The sequence below is a fragment of the Aestuariivirga sp. genome (genome assembly GCF_046093005.1).
Classification (GTDB): Bacteria; Pseudomonadota; Alphaproteobacteria; order Rhizobiales; family Aestuariivirgaceae; genus Aestuariivirga.
Genome location: NZ_JBJTER010000127.1, coordinates 1 through 19,015 on the forward strand (window position 1 = coordinate 1; position 19,015 = coordinate 19,015).

18 protein-coding genes are annotated in these 19,015 nt (G+C 66.1%); 9 read left to right on the forward strand and 9 right to left on the reverse strand.

Features of this window, described 5'->3' with window-relative positions; translation table 11 throughout:
* From ACKOED_RS11215 to ACKOED_RS11235, 5 genes are all read left to right on the forward strand, one after another.
* Window positions 1-1,272, forward strand: a 1,272-nt coding sequence (locus tag ACKOED_RS11215) for a heme lyase CcmF/NrfE family subunit (RefSeq protein ID WP_408916681.1), incomplete at its 5' end; no start/stop codon positions are given.
* The gene (locus tag ACKOED_RS11220) at window positions 1,269-1,715 is read left to right on the forward strand and encodes a cytochrome c-type biogenesis protein (RefSeq protein ID WP_408916682.1); all 447 of its coding nucleotides are present in this window, start codon (window positions 1,269-1,271) and stop codon (window positions 1,713-1,715) included. The genes ACKOED_RS11215 and ACKOED_RS11220, both read left to right, overlap by 4 nt.
* A gap of 113 nt (window positions 1,716-1,828) precedes the next feature.
* Window positions 1,829-3,322 carry a Do family serine endopeptidase gene (locus ACKOED_RS11225; RefSeq protein WP_408916683.1) on the forward strand — a complete coding sequence of 498 codons (1,494 nt, stop codon included), beginning with the start codon at window positions 1,829-1,831 and terminating at the stop codon, window positions 3,320-3,322.
* 134 nt (window positions 3,323-3,456) lie between these two features.
* Window positions 3,457-4,188: a winged helix-turn-helix domain-containing protein gene (locus ACKOED_RS11230; protein ID WP_408916684.1), complete on the forward strand. Its 732-nt coding sequence runs from the start codon at window positions 3,457-3,459 to the stop codon at window positions 4,186-4,188.
* On the forward strand, window positions 4,185-5,567 hold the full coding sequence (locus ACKOED_RS11235) for an ATP-binding protein (protein ID WP_408916685.1): 1,383 nt from the start codon (window positions 4,185-4,187) through the stop codon (window positions 5,565-5,567). Before ACKOED_RS11230 ends, ACKOED_RS11235 begins: the two co-directional genes overlap by 4 nt.
* A 29-nt stretch (window positions 5,568-5,596) precedes the next feature.
* Here ACKOED_RS11235 and ACKOED_RS11240 read toward each other — a convergent pair whose 3' ends face one another.
* Together ACKOED_RS11240 and ACKOED_RS11245 are read right to left on the reverse strand one after the other, a co-directional pair.
* The gene (locus tag ACKOED_RS11240; protein WP_408916686.1) at window positions 5,597-6,334 is read right to left on the reverse strand and encodes a DUF599 domain-containing protein; all 738 of its coding nucleotides are present in this window, start codon (window positions 6,332-6,334) and stop codon (window positions 5,597-5,599) included.
* Window positions 6,331-7,914 carry a peptide chain release factor 3 gene (locus tag ACKOED_RS11245; protein WP_408916687.1) on the reverse strand — a complete coding sequence of 528 codons (1,584 nt, stop codon included), beginning with the start codon at window positions 7,912-7,914 and terminating at the stop codon, window positions 6,331-6,333. Before ACKOED_RS11245 ends, ACKOED_RS11240 begins: the two co-directional genes overlap by 4 nt.
* A gap of 121 nt (window positions 7,915-8,035) precedes the next feature.
* Between ACKOED_RS11245 and ACKOED_RS11250 the strand changes: the two genes are divergently transcribed.
* The 3 genes from ACKOED_RS11250 (at window position 8,036) to ACKOED_RS11260 (ending at window position 10,568) form a co-directional block, all read left to right on the forward strand.
* The gene (locus tag ACKOED_RS11250) at window positions 8,036-8,986 is read left to right on the forward strand and encodes a glucokinase (protein WP_408916688.1); all 951 of its coding nucleotides are present in this window, start codon (window positions 8,036-8,038) and stop codon (window positions 8,984-8,986) included.
* Window positions 8,987-8,996: 10 nt separating this feature from the next.
* Window positions 8,997-9,602 carry a bifunctional nicotinamidase/pyrazinamidase gene (gene pncA / locus ACKOED_RS11255; RefSeq protein ID WP_408916689.1) on the forward strand — a complete coding sequence of 202 codons (606 nt, stop codon included), beginning with the start codon at window positions 8,997-8,999 and terminating at the stop codon, window positions 9,600-9,602.
* A gap of 81 nt (window positions 9,603-9,683) precedes the next feature.
* Window positions 9,684-10,568: a DMT family transporter gene (locus tag ACKOED_RS11260; protein ID WP_408916690.1), complete on the forward strand. Its 885-nt coding sequence runs from the start codon at window positions 9,684-9,686 to the stop codon at window positions 10,566-10,568.
* A gap of 4 nt (window positions 10,569-10,572) precedes the next feature.
* Here the strand turns inward: ACKOED_RS11260 and typA are convergent, their stop codons facing one another.
* The 3 genes from typA to ACKOED_RS11275 form a co-directional block, all read right to left on the reverse strand.
* A complete protein-coding gene (typA, locus tag ACKOED_RS11265; RefSeq protein ID WP_408916691.1) occupies window positions 10,573-12,405 on the reverse strand; it encodes a translational GTPase TypA in 1,833 nt (610 codons plus the stop codon).
* 122 nt (window positions 12,406-12,527) lie between these two features.
* Window positions 12,528-13,046 (reverse strand): hypothetical protein, encoded by a 519-nt coding sequence (locus tag ACKOED_RS11270; RefSeq protein ID WP_408916692.1) that lies wholly within the window; start codon window positions 13,044-13,046, stop codon window positions 12,528-12,530.
* A 128-nt stretch (window positions 13,047-13,174) separates the two neighbouring features.
* On the reverse strand, window positions 13,175-13,573 hold the full coding sequence (locus ACKOED_RS11275) for a hypothetical protein (RefSeq protein ID WP_408916693.1): 399 nt from the start codon (window positions 13,571-13,573) through the stop codon (window positions 13,175-13,177).
* A gap of 236 nt (window positions 13,574-13,809) precedes the next feature.
* Between ACKOED_RS11275 and ACKOED_RS11280 the strand changes: the two genes are divergently transcribed.
* Complete coding sequence (locus ACKOED_RS11280) at window positions 13,810-14,268, forward strand: Hsp20 family protein (protein ID WP_408916697.1); 459 nt, start codon at window positions 13,810-13,812, stop codon at window positions 14,266-14,268.
* A 53-nt stretch (window positions 14,269-14,321) separates the two neighbouring features.
* On the opposite strand, the gene ACKOED_RS11285 is transcribed toward ACKOED_RS11280, so the two are convergent.
* From ACKOED_RS11285 to ACKOED_RS11300, 4 genes are all read right to left on the reverse strand, one after another.
* Window positions 14,322-15,371, reverse strand: coding sequence for a threonine aldolase family protein (locus ACKOED_RS11285; protein WP_408916694.1), 1,050 nt, complete (start codon window positions 15,369-15,371; stop codon window positions 14,322-14,324).
* An 18-nt stretch (window positions 15,372-15,389) separates the two neighbouring features.
* Window positions 15,390-16,610 (reverse strand): NAD(P)/FAD-dependent oxidoreductase, encoded by a 1,221-nt coding sequence (locus ACKOED_RS11290; RefSeq protein ID WP_408916695.1) that lies wholly within the window; start codon window positions 16,608-16,610, stop codon window positions 15,390-15,392.
* Window positions 16,611-16,689: 79 nt separating this feature from the next.
* Window positions 16,690-18,261 carry an ABC transporter permease gene (locus ACKOED_RS11295; protein WP_408916696.1) on the reverse strand — a complete coding sequence of 524 codons (1,572 nt, stop codon included), beginning with the start codon at window positions 18,259-18,261 and terminating at the stop codon, window positions 16,690-16,692.
* A complete protein-coding gene (locus ACKOED_RS11300; RefSeq protein ID WP_408916698.1) occupies window positions 18,251-19,003 on the reverse strand; it encodes an ABC transporter ATP-binding protein in 753 nt (250 codons plus the stop codon). The genes ACKOED_RS11295 and ACKOED_RS11300 overlap by 11 nt, the downstream gene beginning before the upstream one ends.
* Between the last annotated feature and the right edge of the window lie 12 nt (window positions 19,004-19,015).

Genomic DNA, 19,015 nt, shown 5'->3' on the forward strand with positions numbered 1-19,015 from the left:
GGCTGGTGGTTCTGGGATCCGGTCGAGAACGCCAGCCTGATGCCGTGGCTGGTGGCCACCGCGCTCATTCACTCGGCGATCGTCGTCGAGAAGCGCAACGCCCTCAAGATCTGGACGGTGCTGCTGGCGATCCTTGCCTTCTCGCTGTCGCTGCTCGGCGCCTTTCTGGTGCGCTCGGGCGTCCTGACTTCGGTCCATGCCTTTGCGGTCGACCCCGACCGCGGCCTGTTCATCCTGCTGATCCTCTGCGTGTTCGTCGGCGGCGCGCTGACGCTTTATGCCTGGCGGGCGCCAGCGCTGAAGGCGGGCGGGTTGTTCTCGCCGGTAAGCCGCGAAGGCAGCCTGGTCGCCAACAACCTGCTGCTGTGCGTTTCCTGCCTCGCGGTGTTCGTCGGCACGCTTTATCCGCTGGCGCTCGAAACCCTCACCGGCGACAAGATCTCGGTGGGCCCGCCCTATTTCAACCTGACCTTCGGCCCGATCATCCTGCCGCTGCTGCTCCTCGTGCCGATCGGGCCGTTCCTCGCCTGGAAGCGGGGCGATAGCGGGCTGGCGCTGCGGCGGCTCTGGCTGGCCCTCGGGGCGGCGTTCGCCGTGGGCTTCGCGGTGTTCGCCATCAATGTGCGCGGGCCGTGGCTCGCCCCGGTCGGCATGGCGGTGGCCGCCTGGCTGGTGTTCGGGGCGCTGACCGACATTGCCGCCCGCATTTCGCTGTTCAAGGTTCCGTTGGGCGACAGCCTGCGGCGGCTCATCGGCCTGCCGCGCGCCGCGCTGGGCGGGGCGCTGGCCCATGCCGGCGTCGGCGTGATGGTGGCCGGTGTGATCGCCATCTCGCTGTGGCGGGTGGAGGTGATCGTGGCGCTGAAGCCCGGCGAATCGGCGGAGGTCGGCCGCTATGACGTGACCTTCACCGGCGAAGCGCCGCTCACCGGCCCCAACTTCACCGGCCGGGTGGGCACCTTCCTGGTGAAGCAGGGTGACCGCGAGGTAACGACGCTGCGCTCCGAGAAGCGCGAGTTCAAGCCCGCCAGCATGCCCACCACCGAAGTGGGCCTGCACCAGACTTTTCTCGGCGATGTCTATGTGGTGATGGGCGATACCACCACCGATGGCGCCCGGGCGATGCGCTTCTATTACAATCCCCTTGTCAACTTCATCTGGGCCGGCGCCGCGCTGATGTTCTTGGGCGGGCTGCTGTCGCTCTCCGACCGGCGCTACCGGGTGGGCGCGCCAAAGCCGGCCATGCAGGCCCAGCCCGTGGCGGCCGAATGAGAAGACCTCTGGCCATCCTGATTTGCGCCGTCCTGGCGACGCCCGCCCTGGCGCTCACCCCGGATGAACGGCTGAGCGACCCCGCGCTGGAAGCCAGGGCCCGGGCGATCTCGGCGGAATTGCGTTGCCTCGTCTGCCAGAACCAGTCGATCGACGATTCGGACGCGCCGCTCGCCAAGGACCTGCGCCACCTGGTGCGCGAGCAGCTCACGGCGGGAAAAACCGATTCGGAGATCATGGATTTCGTGGTCGCCCGCTATGGCGAATTTGTTCTGTTGCGGCCGCGGCTTTCGGCTGGAACGATTCTGCTGTGGGCCACGCCTTTCACGGTGCTGCTGATTGCCGGCGCGGCGCTGCTGCTGCGCCGCCGGCGCCCGCACGTGGCGCCCGAGGCCCCCTTGTCCGCAGCCGAACGCCAGGCCCTTGAGAGGGCCTTGGAATAGCCCGCGGTTTGCCGCAAGACTTACGGAAGTTTCACCGTCCGGACAGGTCTCTGTAAGGCTGCCAGACCTAGCTTTCACTCCATCGGCCAAATCATTCTGATGGAGATAAGAGAATGTCCGCAACCAAGACTCCTTCCAACCGCAAGGTGCTCAGCGCCTTCGCCGCCGGCCTGCTGGCCGCCACGGCGACGGTGACCGCCATTTCGGTTCTTCCCTCCGCCCCCGCCATCGCCCAGAACCAGCTCAAGGCCGCGGCGATCGACCCGTCGGCGGGCTTTGCTGACTTGGTCGACCGGGTGATGCCGGCCGTCGTCAGCGTCGAAGTCAAGTTCGCCAACGCTGCCGCCGAAGGCGAGGATGCGGCTCCCGGCATGAAGGGCATGCCTGAGGGTCAGCTGGATGAGTTCCTTAAGAAGTTTCCGCAGTTCCGGAACGGCATGCCCGGTCAGCGCGGCGAGAACGAAGCCCCGCGCGGCGGCATGGGTGTCGGCTCCGGCTTCATCATTTCGGCGGACGGCTATGTGGTGACCAACAACCATGTGGTGCAGAGCGCCGACGAAGTGTCCGTCACCATGAAGGACGGCACCGAATACAAAGCGGAAGTGATCGGCACCGATCCCAAGACCGACCTGGCGCTGATCAAGATCAAGTCCGACAAGGCTTTCGACTATGTGTCCTTCACCAAGGACGAGCCCCGGGTGGGCGACTGGGTGATGGCGGTCGGCAATCCCTTCGGGCTTGGCGGCTCGGTGACCACCGGCATCATTTCGGCCCGCGGCCGCGACATCGGCTCCGGCCCCTATGACGACTTCCTGCAGATCGACGCGGCCATCAACCGCGGCAACTCGGGCGGTCCGGCCTTCAACCTGGAAGGCGAGGTGGTGGGCATCAACACCGCGATCTTCTCGCCGTCGGGCGGCTCGGTTGGCATCGGCTTCGCCATCCCGGCGTCCACCGCCGAGAACGTCATCGCCAGCCTCAAGGAGAACGGCAAGGTGACCCGCGGCTGGCTTGGCGTGCAGATCCAGCCGGTGACCGAGGACATCGCCGAAAGCCTCGGCCTCGAGGACGCCAAGGGCGCCATCGTCGCCGATGTGACGGAGGGTTCTCCCGCCCTGTCGGCCGGCATCGAGCAGGGCGACACCATCCTGAAGTTCAATGACAAGGAGATCAAGGACTCCCGCGATCTCGCCCGCAAGGTGGCACAGGTGAAGCCTGGCGACAACGTGCCGGTGACCCTGGTGCGCGACGGCAAGACCAAGGAAATCGAGGTCGAGATCGGCACCATGCCGGCCGAGACCAAGATGGGCGCCAAGGGTGATGCCGAGGAGTCCGGCAAGGGCGTCTCGCTCTCCGGCCTCGGCCTCAAGGTGGTTCCCGCCGAGGATGGCGCTGGCGTGATGGTCACCGAGGTGGCCCCCGACAGCCCGGCCGCCGAGCGCGGCCTCAAGGCGGGTGACATCATCCTCGAGGTGGCGGGCACGGAAGTGCAGAGCCCGTCCGATGTCCGCGATGCGCTCAAGTCCACCGACAAGAAGCGCGTGCTCATGCTGGTCAAGACCCAGGAAGGCCAGCGCTTCGTCGCCCTGCCGACTGCCAAGGGCTGACCTAACGAAAGGGTGCGCGAGACAACGCCCCATCCCCCCGCTCCCCGTCTCGCGCGCCTCAAAACGCGGAGGCTCATGCAACCGGCAACCGGCCATGACGCCTCCGCGTTCCCTCTTTCCAACGGAGAAGGAACATGCAAGTTAGAGAGCTGGAAAACCCAGCCCCGACCGCCAAGACGAGCCGCCAGCCCATGCGCATTCTTGTGATCGAAGACGACCGCGAAGCCGCTGGCTGGCTGGTCAAGGGGCTGGCCGAATCGGGCCATGTCGCCGACCATGCCGCGGACGGCGAGGAAGGCCTGGGCCTGGCGCTCGAAGGCGTGCATGACGTCCTCATCGTCGATCGCATGCTGCCGAAGATCGACGGCCTCACCATCATCAGGAAGCTGCGCGAGAACAACATCCAGACGCCGGTCCTGATCCTTTCGGCGCTGGCCGACGTCGATGAACGGGTCAAGGGCCTGCGCGCCGGCGGCGACGATTATCTCGGCAAGCCCTATTCCTTCGCCGAGCTCCTGGCCCGCATCGAGAACCTGGGCCTGCGCGCCAAGGAAGCGCCGCTCGCCACCAAGCTGCGCGCCGCCGACCTGGAGATCGACCTGCTCACCCGCAGCGTCACCCGCGGCGGCAAGCCGGTGCTGCTGCAGCCGCGCGAGTTCAAGCTGCTCGAATATCTGGTGCGCAACGCTGGCCATATCGTCACCCGCACCATGCTGCTGGAAAACGTGTGGGACTATCACTTCGACCCGCAAACCAATGTCATCGACGTTCACATCTCGCGGCTGCGCTCCAAGATTGACAAGGGCTATGACGAGCCCATCCTGCAGACGGTGCGCGGGGCGGGATACATGATCCGCGACACGTGAACGCCAGGGTCAAGCTCCTCAGCAGTTCCACCTTCCGCCTGGCGGCGCTTTACCTTGTGCTGTTCGCGCTCTCGGTGAGCGCGCTTCTGGGCTATGTCTACTGGAACACCGCGGTGCTTCTGGAGCGGCAGACCGACGAGACGATCCGCGCCGAGGTCCAGGCGCTCGCCGATCAGTACCGGCTGCGCGGGCTGAGCGGCATCATCGACACCATTCAGCGGCGCAGCAGTGATCAGGGCGGCGCGGTCTATCTGCTCACCGCGCCCGGCGGCCAGCGGATTGCCGGAAATCTGAACAGCCTTCCGCCCATGCCGCAGGATGAGGCGACCTGGATCGAGTTCCCGCTCGCCGTGGAGAAGAACGCGGTGCGCGAAAACCACGTGGCGCGCGCCTTCCACACCGATCTCGCCGGCGGCTTTCAGCTGCTCGTCGGGCGTGATGTCGAGGCGCTCCGCCAGTTCGCCACCATCATCCGCCAGACGATCTATTACGCGCTGGCCATCGCCGCCGTGCTGGGTCTCGGCGGCGGCCTGCTGATGAGCCGCAATTTCCTGAAGCGCGTCGACGCCATCACCGCGGCGAGCCGCACCATCATGGCGGGCAACATGGCGGGCCGCATGCCGGTTGCCGGCTCCAACGACGAGCTTGACCGTCTGGCGCTGGCCCTGAACGAGATGCTGGAGCAGATCGAAAGCCTGATGGCCGGCATGAAGGAGGTCTCGAGCAACGTGGCGCATGACCTCAAGACGCCGCTCACCCGCATCAAGGCCCAGGTCGAGGCGGCGCTGCGCTCCAATTCGCCGGATGACTACCGCGAGGCCCTCGAACGCACCGTGGATGAGTCGGACCGTCTCCTCGACACCTTCAACGCCCTGCTTTCGATTGCCCGCGCCGAGGCCGGGCAGGCGCGCCAGGGCCTGGTGCCGATCGACGTCAGCGCCCTCATCGCCGATGTGGTGGAACTCTATGAACCGATGGCGGAGGAGGCCGGCGGCCGGCTTTCAAGCGATGCCGCGCCGGGCCTCATGGTGATCGGCGACCGGCAGCTGCTCGCCCAGGCACTGACCAATCTCGTCGACAATGCCCTGAAATATGGCGCCAGGGACGGCGAGACGCCCGAGATCGAGGTGTCCGGCAAGATCGAGGACGACAAGGTGGTCATCACCGTGGCCGATCACGGCATCGGAATTCCGGCGGAGGACCGCGGGCGGGTCACCGAGCGCTTCGTCAGGCTCGATTCGAGCCGGTCGAAGCCCGGCAACGGCCTGGGCCTGAGCCTGGTTTCGGGCGTCATGAAGCTGCACAAGGGAAGCCTCGTTCTGGCCGATAATCATCCGGGCCTTGCGGCAAGGCTGGTGCTGCCGCTCTACCGGGCATAGATCAGCCTGAAGCGCAAGCCGGGTAACGTCTATTCGGGCCGCGACGTCTTCAGCGCGTCGACATATCTGGCGATCGCCACGGCGGTTGGCGAGAACAGCTGCCGGTAATAAAGAAGCCCGGTGATGGCCAGCGTCGCCACGATGCAATAATAGGGTCCGGCGAAGAGGAACAGCGCCGCCACCGCATAATAATAGCCGCGGATTCCACTGTTGATGGAGCGCACTGCCTCGGTCAGCACGATCGCCGACTGCTCTCCCATGATGCGCGCCATCTTCGACTCGGCGGGGGCCGCCTGGAGCCCGCCCATCATGGCGAAGGTATAGGCCATCTTGCGCAGCGCATAGGTGAAGGCGAAGAAGGACATGGCGAGGATCAGCGTCAGCAGAGAGAAATAAAGGGTGAACAGTTCGAGCGACATCGTCTGGTCGACGAATTTGAGACCACGGCTCAGCAGATAGACGTTGCTGACATTGGCCAGCGCGCCGACCAGGCCCGCCAGCACCAGCAGCGTGCCTGACCCGAAGAACGAGATCGAGTTGGAAATGTGGCCCAGCAAGATGGCATCGAACACCCGGTGCTCGCGGTCGATCCCCTGGTGCATTTCAAGCCAGCGCAGGCGCACCACATGGAGCTGGGAGTTGAGCGAGCCGCGCCCGAGAAGCTTGAGGATCGGCGTGTAGAAGCCCCACAGGCCGAAGATCAGCGCCACCGCCACGGCATGCGGCCAGCCAAAATCGGCGGGCAATGCGGATGAGAGCGGGGTCATTGGGCCTTGTGCATTTCCTTGATCTCGGCGGTCCTGATATCTGGCGCGCGCTCAAGCGTGTAGTTCAGGCTGAACGGCGACTGCGCCATGAACACCGGGTCGCCGTCAAGATCATGGGCGATGGAGAACCGGTTGGCGGCGATGAAGTCATCGAGCTTCTTGCGGTCGTCGCAGGAAATCCAGCGCATCACCTCATAGCGGGCCGGTTCGAACGAGACGGGCACGCCATACTCATTGGCGAGGCGGTCGGCCAGCACGTCGAGCTGCAGCGCGCCGACGACGCCCACGATGGCGGGCGAACCGTCCACCGGCAGGAAGAGCTGAACGACACCTTCCTCCGCCAGCTGCTGAAGCGCCTCGCGCAGCTTCTTGGCCTTCATCGGATCGCCGAGCTTCACCCGCCTGAGAATTTCCGGCGCGAAGCTGGGAACGCCGGTGAATACGATGTCCTCGCCCTCGGTCAGCGTATCGCCGATGCGCAGCAGGCCGTGGTTGGGAATGCCCACCACGTCGCCCGCATAGGCCTCGTCGGCGATCGAGCGGTCCTGCGCGAAGAAGAATTGCGGCGCGTTGAGGGCCACCGTCTTGCCGGTGCGCACCAGCTTCACCTTCATGCCGCGCGTGAGCTTGCCGGAAGCGAGCCGCATGAAGGCGATGCGGTCGCGGTGGTTGGGGTCCATGTTGGCCTGGATCTTGAACACAATGCCGGTCATCTTGGGCTCGGTGGCGTGGACGAGCCGGGAGGACGAGGCCTGGTCGCGCGGCGGCGGCGCATAGGCGATCAGCGCTTCGAGCAGGTCCCGCACCCCGAAGTTCTTGAGCGCCGAGCCGAAATAGACCGGCGACAGGTGGCCTTCGAGGAAGGCCTTGCGGTCAAACCCGTGGCAGAGGTCCCGCACCAGTTCGATCTCGTCGCGCCATTTGGCGAGCGCCGGGCCGGACAGCAGCGTGGCGATCAGCGGGTCGTCGGGCCCGGAAACGGCAATGCCCTCCGGGTCCTGCTCGAGGCGGCGCACGCGCGGGCTGGTGAGGTCATAGGTGCCGGCGAAATCCTTGCCCTGGCCGATCGGCCAGACCATCGGCGCCACGGTGAGGGCGAGGCCCTTTTCGATCTCGTCGAGCAGATCAAGGGGGTCGCGCGATTCGCGGTCCATCTTGTTGACGAAGGTGATGATCGGAATGTCGCGCAGCCGGCAGATTTCGAACAGCTTGCGGGTGCGCGCCTCGATGCCCTTGGCGGCGTCGATCACCATCACGGCGGCATCGACCGCCGTCAGCGTGCGGTAGGTGTCCTCGGAGAAGTCCTCGTGGCCGGGCGTGTCGAGCAGGTTGAACACCGTGCCCTGGTACTCGAAGGTCATGACCGAGGTGACGACCGAGATGCCGCGGGCGCGCTCGATGGCCATCCAGTCGGACCTGGTGCGGCGGCGGTCGCCCTTGGCGCGCACCTGGCCGGCGAGCTGGATGGCGCCGCCAAACAGCAGGAGCTTTTCGGTCAGGGTGGTCTTGCCGGCGTCCGGGTGGGAAATAATGGCAAAGGTGCGCCGGCGCGCCACTTCCTCGGCAAGCGGATTGGTCACGGTTGATAAGTGCCTTTCGGGGTGTTGCCGGGCTTCCTAAACGGCTTTGGCGGCAGGGTAAAGCTTTCGCTGTTGCCCAAAACTGGCCGCCGTGGCACTGGAGGCGCCGAGGTGGCATGAGATGAGCGGGCTGGCACTGGTTGGCGACATTGGCGGGACCAATTCCCGTTTCGGGCTTGCGGAGCCCGGCAGTTCCCGCGTTACCGACATCGCCGTCCAGAAAAATGACCAGTTCGGCTCGCTGGAGGAGGCGATTGCCGCCTATCTCAGGCCCAGGGGCCTGACCCGGCTGGCCGCCGCGGCCATCGCCGTGGCGGGGCCGGTCGAGGGCGAGACGGTGGCGCTCACCAACCGCAACTGGAGCTTCACCCGGCAATCGCTGAAGGCCGCCGCGGGGGCTGGCGAATTCCGCCTTCTCAATGATTTTGAGGCGCTGGCGCTGTCGCTGCCGCATCTGGGCGAAAACGACGTGGTGCGGATCGGCGGCACGCAACCCGAAAAGCCCGCCCTCAAGATCGTGCTGGGGCCGGGAACCGGGCTTGGCATGTCGGCGCTGGCGCCCTTGCCCGGGGGCGGCTGGCTGGCGCTGGCCTGCGAGGGCGGGCATGTCAGCCTGCCGGTGCTGACGCGCGCCGAATTCGACTGGCGCGAGAAGATGAGCAAGCCCGGCGTTCCCTTCGAGGCGGAGGACGCCATCACCGGCGGCGGCCTGCTGCACATGTACCAGGTCGCGGCGGCGAAGCCTTCGCTGAACACCCCCGAAGACGTGCTTCAGGCCGCACTCGCGGGCACCGATGAGGCGGCCGTGCGCACGCTCGATCAGTTCATCATCTGGCTCGCGCGTGTTGCCAGCGATGCCGCCATGGCGCTGCAGGCCAAGGGCGGCGTCTATCTGGCCGGCGGCATCGTGCCCTCGATTGTCGGCAAGCTGCGGGACGGGCGCTTCCGGGAGGTGTTCGAGCAGCGCGGCAAGAACGGCCATGTGATGCGGCCGATCCCCGTTTATGCCATGATCGCTGAGTTCCCGGCATTGCGCGGCTGCGCCGCCGCCATTGCCGCGATGCGGCTGTGAGGTAAAACCCATGCGAAGCGATCACGACGTGCTTCTCGTCATCGATGTGCAGAACGACTTCTGCCCCGGCGGCAATCTGGCGGTGCCGGGCGGCGACGAGGTCGTGCCGGTCATCAACCGGCTTGCCAGGGAGTTCCACCATGTGGTGCTCACCCAGGACTGGCACCCGGTGGAACATTCCTCCTTCGCCTCGCGCCATCACCGGAAAGCGCCGTTCGACACCGTCGACATGCATTACGGCCCGCAGACGCTGTGGCCCGACCACTGCATCCAGGACACCCACGGCGCGGCCTTCCACCGCGATCTCGACATTCCACAGGCCCAGCTCATCATCCGCAAGGGCTTCCGCCACGGCATCGACAGCTACTCGGCGTTTTTCGAGAACGACCGTACGACGCCCACCGGGCTCGGCGGCTATCTGCGCGAGCGCGGTATCCGCAAGGTGGTCTGCGCCGGGCTGGCCTTCGATTACTGCGTGCGCTTCTCGGCGGAGGACGCAAATCAGCTCGGTTTCGAGACCGAGGTCATCGCCGCCGCCTGCCGGGCCATCGATCTTGCCGGCTCGGCGGATGCGGCGCGCCGGAGCTTTGCTGAACGTGGGATCGTGCTGGCCTGAACGGCCGCCATGCGAATTCCGCAGGGGAGAGGCTCCGGCTTGCCGGTTCCAAGCGCCGCCGCGCCGGGTTAACTGCCCGCCATGAACCCGCGCGTCACCGGCATCTTGCTGATGACGGCCTCGATGGCCGTCTTTACCAGCCTCGACACCGCCGCGAAATTCGTCACACAGGACCTGCCGCCGGCGGTGGCGGTATTCGGCCGCTATGCGGTGGCCTTCCTCATTTCGCTGGCCGTGATGCTGCGGGCCGGCGGCGCATCATTGCTCATCACCCATCATCCGTTTCTGCAAGCCTTCCGCGGCGTGCTGCTGATGGTCTCCACCATTCTCAATTTCATGGCGATGATGCACCTGCAACTCGCCCAGACCTCGGCCATCTTCTTCACCATTCCGCTGTGGGTGTGCGTCTTGTCAGTGCCGCTTCTCGGCGAGCATGTGGGCTGGCGGCGCTGGGCGGCGGTGGCGGCCGGTTTTCTCGGCGTCCTCGTCATCATGCGCCCGGGCACTGACAGTTTCCACTGGGCCATGCTGATGTCGATCGCCTCGTCGTTCTGCGGCGCCGTCTACAACATCGTCACCCGCAAGGTGGGCGGCCGCGACCGCACCGAGACCTCGCTGTTCTATGTGAGCTTCGTCGGCGCGCTGGCGGCGGCCGCGCCGCTGCCGGTATTCTGGCAGACGCCGGTTGGCATCCAGTGGCTGCTCCTGATCTTCATGGGCGTGACCGGCGCGGTCGGCCATCTGATGCTGATCCAGGCGCATCGTCTGGCGCCGGCCAGCGCGCTGGCGCCGTTTCTCTACACCCAGATCGTCTGGATGATCGCCGCCGGATTCATCTTTTTCGGCGACGTGCCGGACATCTGGACGCTGGCCGGCGCCGCCATCGTGGTGGTGAGCGGCCTGGTGGTGTTCGCCAGCGAGGCGTCCGCCGGCCGCATGCGCGAGGTGCCCGCACCCGCCGATTGACGGCTCACGCGGCGCTTTCGGCCTCCTTGGCGCGGCTCACGCGCTTGCGCTCATGCGGATCGAGGATCGCCTTGCGCAGGCGGATCGATTTGGGCGTCACCTCCACCAGCTCATCCTCGCCGACATAGGCCAGCGCCTTTTCCAGCGACATGCGGATCGGCGGCGTGAGGATCAGCGCCTCGTCCTTGCCGGAGGCGCGCACGTTGGAGAGCTTCTTGCCCTTGATGACATTGAGCTCAAGGTCATTGCCGCGCGTATGCTCGCCGACGATCATGCCGGGGTAGACCTTGGTGCCATGCTCGATGAACATGGGCCCGCGGTCCTGCAGGTTGAAAATGGCATAGGCCACCGCCTCGCCATCGCTGTTGGAGATCAGCGCGCCCGTATGGCGGCCGGCGATCTCGCCGAAATGCGGCGCGTAGCCATGGAAGATGCGGTTGAAGATCGCCGTGCCGCGGGTATCCGAAAGAAGCTCGGACTGATAGCCGATGAGCCCGCGGGTTGGCGCCAGGAACACCAGGCGCTGGCGGCCGGCGCCCGAGGGCCGCATGTCGCGCAGCTCGCCCTTGCGCTCCGATATCTTCTGCACGACGGCGCCGGTATAGGCCTCGTCGACGTCGATGATCACCTCCTCGACGGGTTCGAGGCGCTGGCCGGTGGCCTCGTCGGTGCGGAACACCACCCGCGGCCGGCCCACGGTAAGCTCGAAGCCCTCGCGGCGCATGGTCTCGATCAGGATGCCGAGCTGCAATTCGCCGCGGCCCGCCACCTCGAACGCGTCGGTCTCGGTTTCGGACGGCGTGACGCGCAGCGCCACATTGCCCTCGGCCTCGCGCAGCAGCCGCTCGCGGATGACGCGCGACTGCACCTTGTCGCCCTCCTTGCCGGCCAGCGGGCCGTCATTGATGCGGAAGGTCATGGTCAGGGTAGGGGGGTCGATGGGCTGGGCGGGGATGGCGTTTGCCACCGCGGGGTCGCAGATGGTGTCGGCGACCGTCGCGGTGGTCAGGCCCGAGATCGCCACGATATCGCCGGCCTGGCCTTCTTCGACCGGCTGGCGCTCCAGCCCGCGGAAGGCCAGCACCTTGGAGATGCGTCCTTGTTCGATGGTCCGCCCGTCGCGGGCCAGCGCCTTCACCGCCTGGTTGGCCTTCACCGTGCCGGAGCGGATTCGCCCGGTCAGCACCCGGCCGAGAAACGGATTGGCCTCGATGGTCGTCACCAGCATGCGGAACGGGCCGTCCTCAACCGAGGGCGCCGCGAAGTGGCGGACGATCAGATCGAACAGCGGCGCCATGTTGTCGGAAGGGCCTGTGGGCGTATCCGCCATCCAGCCCTGCTTCGCTGAGCCATAGACGATCGGAAAATCGAGCTGCGCGTCATTGGCGTCGAGATTGGCGAACAGGTCGAAGACCTCGTTCACCACCTCGTTGTGGCGCTCGTCGGGGCGGTCGATCTTGTTGATGCAGACGATCGGCCGCAAGCCGATCTTGAGGGCTTTCTGCAGCACGAATTTGGTCTGCGGCATCGGGCCTTCGGCGGCATCGACCAGCAGCACCGCGCCATCCACCATGTTGAGGATGCGTTCCACCTCGCCGCCGAAATCGGCGTGGCCCGGCGTATCGACGATGTTGATGCGGGTGTCCTTCCAGTTGAGCGACGTCACCTTGGCAAGAATGGTGATGCCGCGCTCGCGCTCCAGATCGTTGGAATCCATGGCGCGCTCGGCAACCTTCTGGTTGTCGCGGAACGAGCCGGACTGGGACAGCAGCCGGTCAATCAGTGTGGTCTTGCCATGGTCGACGTGGGCGATGATGGCGATGTTTCGCAAATTCATGAAATACCGGAGCTTTCTCTGAGAGGGCCAATTGCGGCTGGCGCTTAGCACGTGCAATATGGGAAGGCAATTTGCCGATTGCCACCCGCTGCGGCGCCTGGGAAACCGGCGCCAGTTCGGGATCAGGGCAGTTTCTTGACTTCCTTCAGTTCGCCGCTCGCCGGATCGAGCTTGATGACGAACGACTTGCCGTCCCGCTTGGCGTTGAAAGCGTAAAGCTTTCCGCTGCAGTTTGCCGCCTCGACGCTGGAAAAACCGAAGCCGCTGACCACGGAGGTCGCCTGTTCGCAGGACATGGGCGGTGTGGCGGCGGCGGCGGGCTTTGCCGGTGGCTTGGCCTTGGCGGGCGCCGCGGGCTGCGTCCTCGCCGGATTGACGGGCTGCGGCTCATAGTAGTTTTCATCGAACGCCGGCGCGCTCTTCTTGTTGCGCGGCGCTTCCGGATTTTCCGAGGCTGGCGGACGTTCCCCGAACAGGAGGCGGATACCCGGAATCTTGCGCAGCAAGGTGGAACCGGACGAATCATCCTGGGCCACCATGAATTCGCCGGGTTGCTGGCGCTCGTCCGCGGCGGCCGCCTGCCCCAGCCCGATAGCGCCCGCGAGGGCCAGAATTGCTAGGCCATACATGCGAAGCTGCATGAGACTGGAATCTCCCCGGCGGCGGCTATTGGGAGGATTCTTCCGGGTCTTCATGGCCTTTCTGGGGCATGCGCGGGCAGCGGGCCGGACAGGCGGCCCTCCCGCCTGTCCGGGGTTCGGGCCCGGCATCAGTGAATGCGGCTGACACGGTTGATTTCGCCGCGGGTATTCATGCGGATCAGGAACTCGCGTCCCTTCTTCCAGCCGATATACTCATAATGCGGCGCGCGGCAGTTCTCTGTCTTGATGTCGCGGAAGCCGTAGTTGCGGAGGATCTTGCGGCCCTGGCGGCAGCTGACGAACGCGTCATCGGCCCAGGCGTCCTCGTAGTCATAGAGGTAGGGCCGCGGCCGGTAGGGGCGATAACCGCCATAGTCCCAGCCGGGATGGTAGCCGTATCCGTAGCCTCCCGTGATCACGCCAAAGCCGATGTCCACATCGACGTCGGCGCGGGCGTCCGCGGCAGGCAGGGCGATGGCCAGGCCCAGGGCGACGGAGGCGGCGGCAATCAAAGACTTGAGGGTCATGTGTGTATTCCTTGCTGCGAGTTCGATGCCCGGAAGCGGTCATCGTTGGCGCCAAGCTAGCAAGCGCTTATTGAACCCAATCCGAACCCGTCGTTCATCTGGCGTTCATCCGCCCCCTTGAAACGGCAAGGCGCGCGCCTATCTCTTGCGGCGTGGATGCCCATCCGGGGTCCACGCAACCCAAAAAGCCCGGCCCACAGTGGCGGGCGCCAAACGTGACATTGCTCAAGGAGAATGTGACCATGTTCGATCTTACCCCCCTCTATCGTTCCACCGTCGGTTTTGACCGTCTTGCCCGCATGCTTGATGAAGCGGCCTCGGTCGAGGCGCCCGGTTATCCGCCCTACAACATCGAGCGCGTTTCCGAGGATGAGTACCGCATCACCATGGCAGTCGCCGGCTTTGCCGCCGCGGATGTCAATGTTGAAGTGAAGGGCAACGCCCTCACCGTCTCCGGCCGCAAAGCCGAGAAGACCGAGACCAAGGGCGAATACCTGCATCAGGGCATCGCGTCGCGCGCCTTTGAGCGGCGCTTCCAGCTTGCCGACCACATGCAGGTGCTTGGCGCCAGCATCGAGAACGGCCTTCTCCACATCTCGCTGAAGCGCGAGGTTCCGGAGGCGCTGAAGCCCCGCACCATCACGGTGAAATCCGCGCAGCCCGCCCAGGTTCTGGAAGCCAGGCAGGCGGCTTGATCTGAATTTATGAATGAGAGTGGAAGGCGCTCCCTGTGGAGCGCCTTTCGTGTTTATGTTCTTGCGGCAAGCGCCAGGAACGTATCAACATCCGCCTCGGGCGTCGCGAAGGACAGCACGAAACGTGCGAAGATCTCATCTTCCGCGATGGCGTCGCCGAGACTGTCCGGCATCCAGTCATAGAATTTCGCGCCTGATGCCTGCAGCTGGCCGAACAGGCGCCGCGGCATCACCGCGAACACTTCGTTGGCCTGCACCGGGTTGGGAATGCGCACGCTCTGCAAGGCCGTGAGCCCCTCCGCCAGCTTGCGGGCCAGCGCATTGGCGCGCCGCGCATTTTCCAGCCACAGATCATCCGCGAGATAGGCCACCATCTGCGCGCCAAGATAGCGGCCCTTGGACAGAAGCTGGCCGCCGCGCATGCGCCGGTAGGCAAAGTCCTCGGCCAGCGCGAGATCGAAGAAGATCACCGCCTCCAGCATCATGGCGCCGTTCTTGGTGGCCCCGAAGGACAGCGCGTCGACGCCCGCCTTCCATGTGAGCTCCGCCGGGCTGCAGCCGAGTCCGGCGACGGCATTGGCGAAGCGCGCGCCGTCCATGTGCAGCTTCATGCCCCTGGGGCGAATGACCGATGAAATGGCCGCCACTTCGGCTGGCGCATAGACGGTTCCCAGTTCCGTGGCGTTGGTGAGCGACACGCCCTTGGGCTTCGGATCATGCTCGCCGCGGATGAAGCCTTTCAGGGTTTTTTCGATCATCGCCGGCGTGATCTTGCCGGCGGGGCCGTGAAGCCCGATCAGCTTGGCGCCGCCGGTGAACAGTTCCGGGCTGTTGCATTCATCAACCGCGATATGCGCCTCGGCGTGGCAGATGATGGCGCCGAAGCCCGGCGTGATGGCGGAGAGCGCGAGGCCGTTGGCCGCCGTGCCCGATGTCACCAGGAAGGCCCTGAGATCGCAGCCGAAGATGTGTTTCAGCTTTTCCTCGGCGCGCTTCGTGTGGTCATCGCCGCCATAGGAGGGCGCCGTGCCGTCATTTGCCTCGGAAAGTGCCGCGAGGATCCTGGGGTGAACGCCATAGACATTGTCGGACGCGAAATTCATGTCTGTTGTCGTGTCTTTCTACGCTTTGAGCAGCGTCTTGAGTTGAACCGTGGAGTCCGCCAGCGCTTCCGGCAACGGCGTGGCGCGCTTCGCAATCAGCATCTCGGCAAGCTTCACGTCACGCGAGATGGCGTTGCCGGGCCCGATGCCGGAGGCTGCCACCAGGCGGCCCGCGCCATCCAGATGAAAGATCACGAAGCTATCCTCCGCCAGCTGGCGGCGCACGGTGGCAACGCCGTCACCCGGAACGCCGGCGATTTGCAGCGAAAGCTCATACTGGTCGGACCAGAACCACGGCACCGCCACATAGGACTTTGAGCCGCCCAGCATGTTTTCGGTGGCCACATTGGCCTGGTCGGTGGCGTTGCGCCAGGCTTCGAGCCGCATGCGCTTGCCGCCGAACAGCCCGTGCGGGAAGGAGCAGCAATCGCCCGCCGCGTAAATATCCGGGTCGCTGGTGCGCAACTGCGCATCGCAGGCGATGCCGTTGTCGATGGCAAGCCCCGCTTGCTGGGCAAGCGTTGTCTCGGGCGTGGCACCGATGCCGGCGATCACAATGCCGGCCTTGACCTTGCGGCCATCGGCAAGCAGCACGCCATTGGTTTCAACCGCCGTCAGACCGGTTCCAACCTCCATCCTCACGCCCGCCGCTGCGTGGCGGGCATGAACCACCCGCGCGATCTCCTCCGGAACGCCGCGCATCAGGATGCGCGGCTGCGCCTCGATCAATGTCACGGCGCAGCCCAGCTTGCACGCGCTGGACGCAACCTCGAGGCCGATGAAACCGCCGCCGATAATGGCCGCGGAGGTGCTGGCGCGCAGGCTCTTCCGAAGATGGTCGCCATCGGCGAAATCGCGCAGCGTGTAGGCCAGTTCGCCACCCTGGATCGTAAGCTTCCGGGGCTTGGCGCCGGTGGCGATCAGCAGCTTGTGGTAAGCGATGGCGCGGCCATCGGCGAGCAGCGCTTGTTTTGCCCCGCGGTCGATGCCGGTGGCCCGCACGCCGCGGATCACGGTGGCGTTGAGCGAGGCCAGCATGCTCTTATCCAGCAGGTAGACGGGCTGTGGTTCCGGTTCGTCGGTGAGCATCGCCTTGGACAGTGGCGGCCGCTCATAGGGGAGCAGTGTTTCCTCGGTGATGAGGCTCACCGCCCCTTGCCAGCCATTGGCGCGCAGGCTGACGATGGCCCGCGCTCCCGCCATGCCGCCGCCAATAATGACCATGCCTGGTTCCGGCATATTTGTTGCTCCTGCGCCTCAACGATGCGGCTTCGGGTTACGCGATCCGGCCTGCCATTTCCAGTGCGGGCCGCGAGTCCTATTCCGTCGTGCGCATGCCGAGCCGGGCCACCGTCCAGCGCTCGGCGATGACCACCACCTGGTAGAAGGCGACGGCGATCAGTACGGAGACCGCCGCCACCGTCCAGATCATGCCATAGTCGAGATAGCCGCGGCTCTGGTTCAAAAGATTGCCGAGCCCGGTTCCGGTGGCCAGCCATTCGGCGATCATCACGCCCAGCAGGGCGCGCGGCGCGGCAAGCCTGGTCGCCGCAAACAGATAGGGGAGCGAGGCGGGAATGCTCACCAGCGTCAGCTGCTGGCGCTTCGACGCGCCATAGGCGCGCGGCAGTTCAAGCGCGGCGCGCGGCACCATGGCCATGCCCTGGGCGATGGTGACGAAAGCGGGAAAGAAGGTCACCGAAATCGTCACCCACAGGATGAGCGGCGTGCCGCGGCCCAGAAGCAGCACCAGCAAGGGCGTCAGCGCCACCAGCGGCATGGTCTGGGTTACCAGCGCCACCGGCATGAAGCTCCGGGTGATGGCCGGAAACAGATCGGCGAGCACCGCCAGCGTGAAGGCGAAAGCAAGGCCCGCGGCAAGGCCCAGCAGCGTGATCGGCAGGGTTTCAGCGAGGGCTGCCAGCAGCCGCTCCTGGGCCTGCGCGGCGCCATCGCCCGTGAACAGATAGCTGAAGACGCCGGCTGGCGTCTTGGCGATCATCTCCGGCACGTTGAGCACGGCCAGCAGCAGCCACCACAGCACCAGCGGCAGCGCCGCGGCGGCCGCCGCCAGCAGCAGCGCGGCTACCGGGCTGGTGGCGCCCGCCGGCGGCGCCGGAGCGGCCGTGGGCACGGTCACGGCGCGCGAGGTTCCGGTCACCCGGTTGCCGATCAGGGCGAAGGCGGCATAGGCGAGGCCGGCGATCAGCGTGGCGGTGAGGCCGATGCCCCACAGCCGCGGCGGGTCGGCGCGGCCGAGCGAGCCCAGCAGATAAGTGCCGAGCCCGAAGCGGCCGCCGCCGCCGAATTCGGCGAGAATAGCGCCCAGCACGGCGGCCGGCGCGGCGACCCGGAAGCCGCCCAGGATGGATGGCAGCGCGCTTCTCAGTTGCACGAAACGCATTTCGTCGAAGCGGCTGCCGCCATAGGCGCGCACCACGTCGAGGCTCCTGGCGTCGGACTGGGTGAGGCCCAATACGGTGGCCGTCATGGTGGCGAAATAGCAGCCGAGTGCGGCCAGGATGACCCGCGGCGTCATGCCGGAGAAGGTCAGCACCAGCACCGGCGAAATGGCGATCGGCGGCAGGGCGAATATGGCGATGTTCACCCCCCGGAACAGCCGCAGCAGGAGGGGCGAGAGAACGAAAGCGATGCCCGCGAGAATGGCGGCGGCGTTGCCGATGAGGAAGCCGAGAAAGCTCGCTTCAAGGGTTGCCAGCACATGCGGCGGATAATCGCTCTTGTCGGCCCAGAAGCGGGCGATGATGGCGCTGGGCGCGGGCAGGGCGCCGCTGGCGACGAGTTCGAACCGCCCCGCCACCTCCCACAGCGCCAGCAGCACCGCGAGATTGCGGATCATGCCGAGCCGTGAGGCGGTTTCATTCGCCATGAAGGGCGCGCCCCACCACGTCGTTGAGGGCGTGGAAGGCGGGCTCCACGAACAGGCTCTTGTCGCGCGGCCTCTCGAAAGGCACGTCGATCACCGCCGCGATCCGGCCGGGCCTGCTCCGCATCACGACAATGCGGTCAGCCAGGAACACGGCCTCATCGATGCCATGCGTGACCAGCAGCGTGGTGGCCCGCGACTCCGACCAGATGCGCTGCAACTCGATGTTCATCTGGCGGCGCAGGATCTGGTCGAGCGCGCCGAAGGGTTCGTCGAGGAACAGGATGCCCGGCGTGGTGACCAGCGCCCTGGCGATCGACACCCGCTGGCGCATGCCGCCGGACAATTCGCCAGGCAGCGCCTTCTCGAAACCCTTGAGGCCGACGAGCGCGATGAGTTCCGAAATCCGGCTGGCATATTCGGCGCGCGGCTTTCCCAGCACGTCAAGCGGCAGCGCGATGTTGGCCTCGACGCTGCGCCAGGGCAGCAGGGCCGAGTCCTGGAAGGCCACCCCGGTGGTGCCGGTGGAGGCGGCGGCCTTCGGCGCCAGGCCGCCGATTTCGACCGCGCCGGAATCAGGCGTTTCAAGGCCAAGCGCCAGCCGGAGCAGGGTGGACTTGCCGCATCCCGAAGGCCCGATCAGCGCCGTGAAGGAGCCCGGCTCGCAATCGAGCGCCACCCAGTCGAGCCCGGTGAGGGTCTCACCCCGCGCGTTGAAGGTCGTGGTCATGTTCCGGAGGCGTATGCTCCGGTCGCC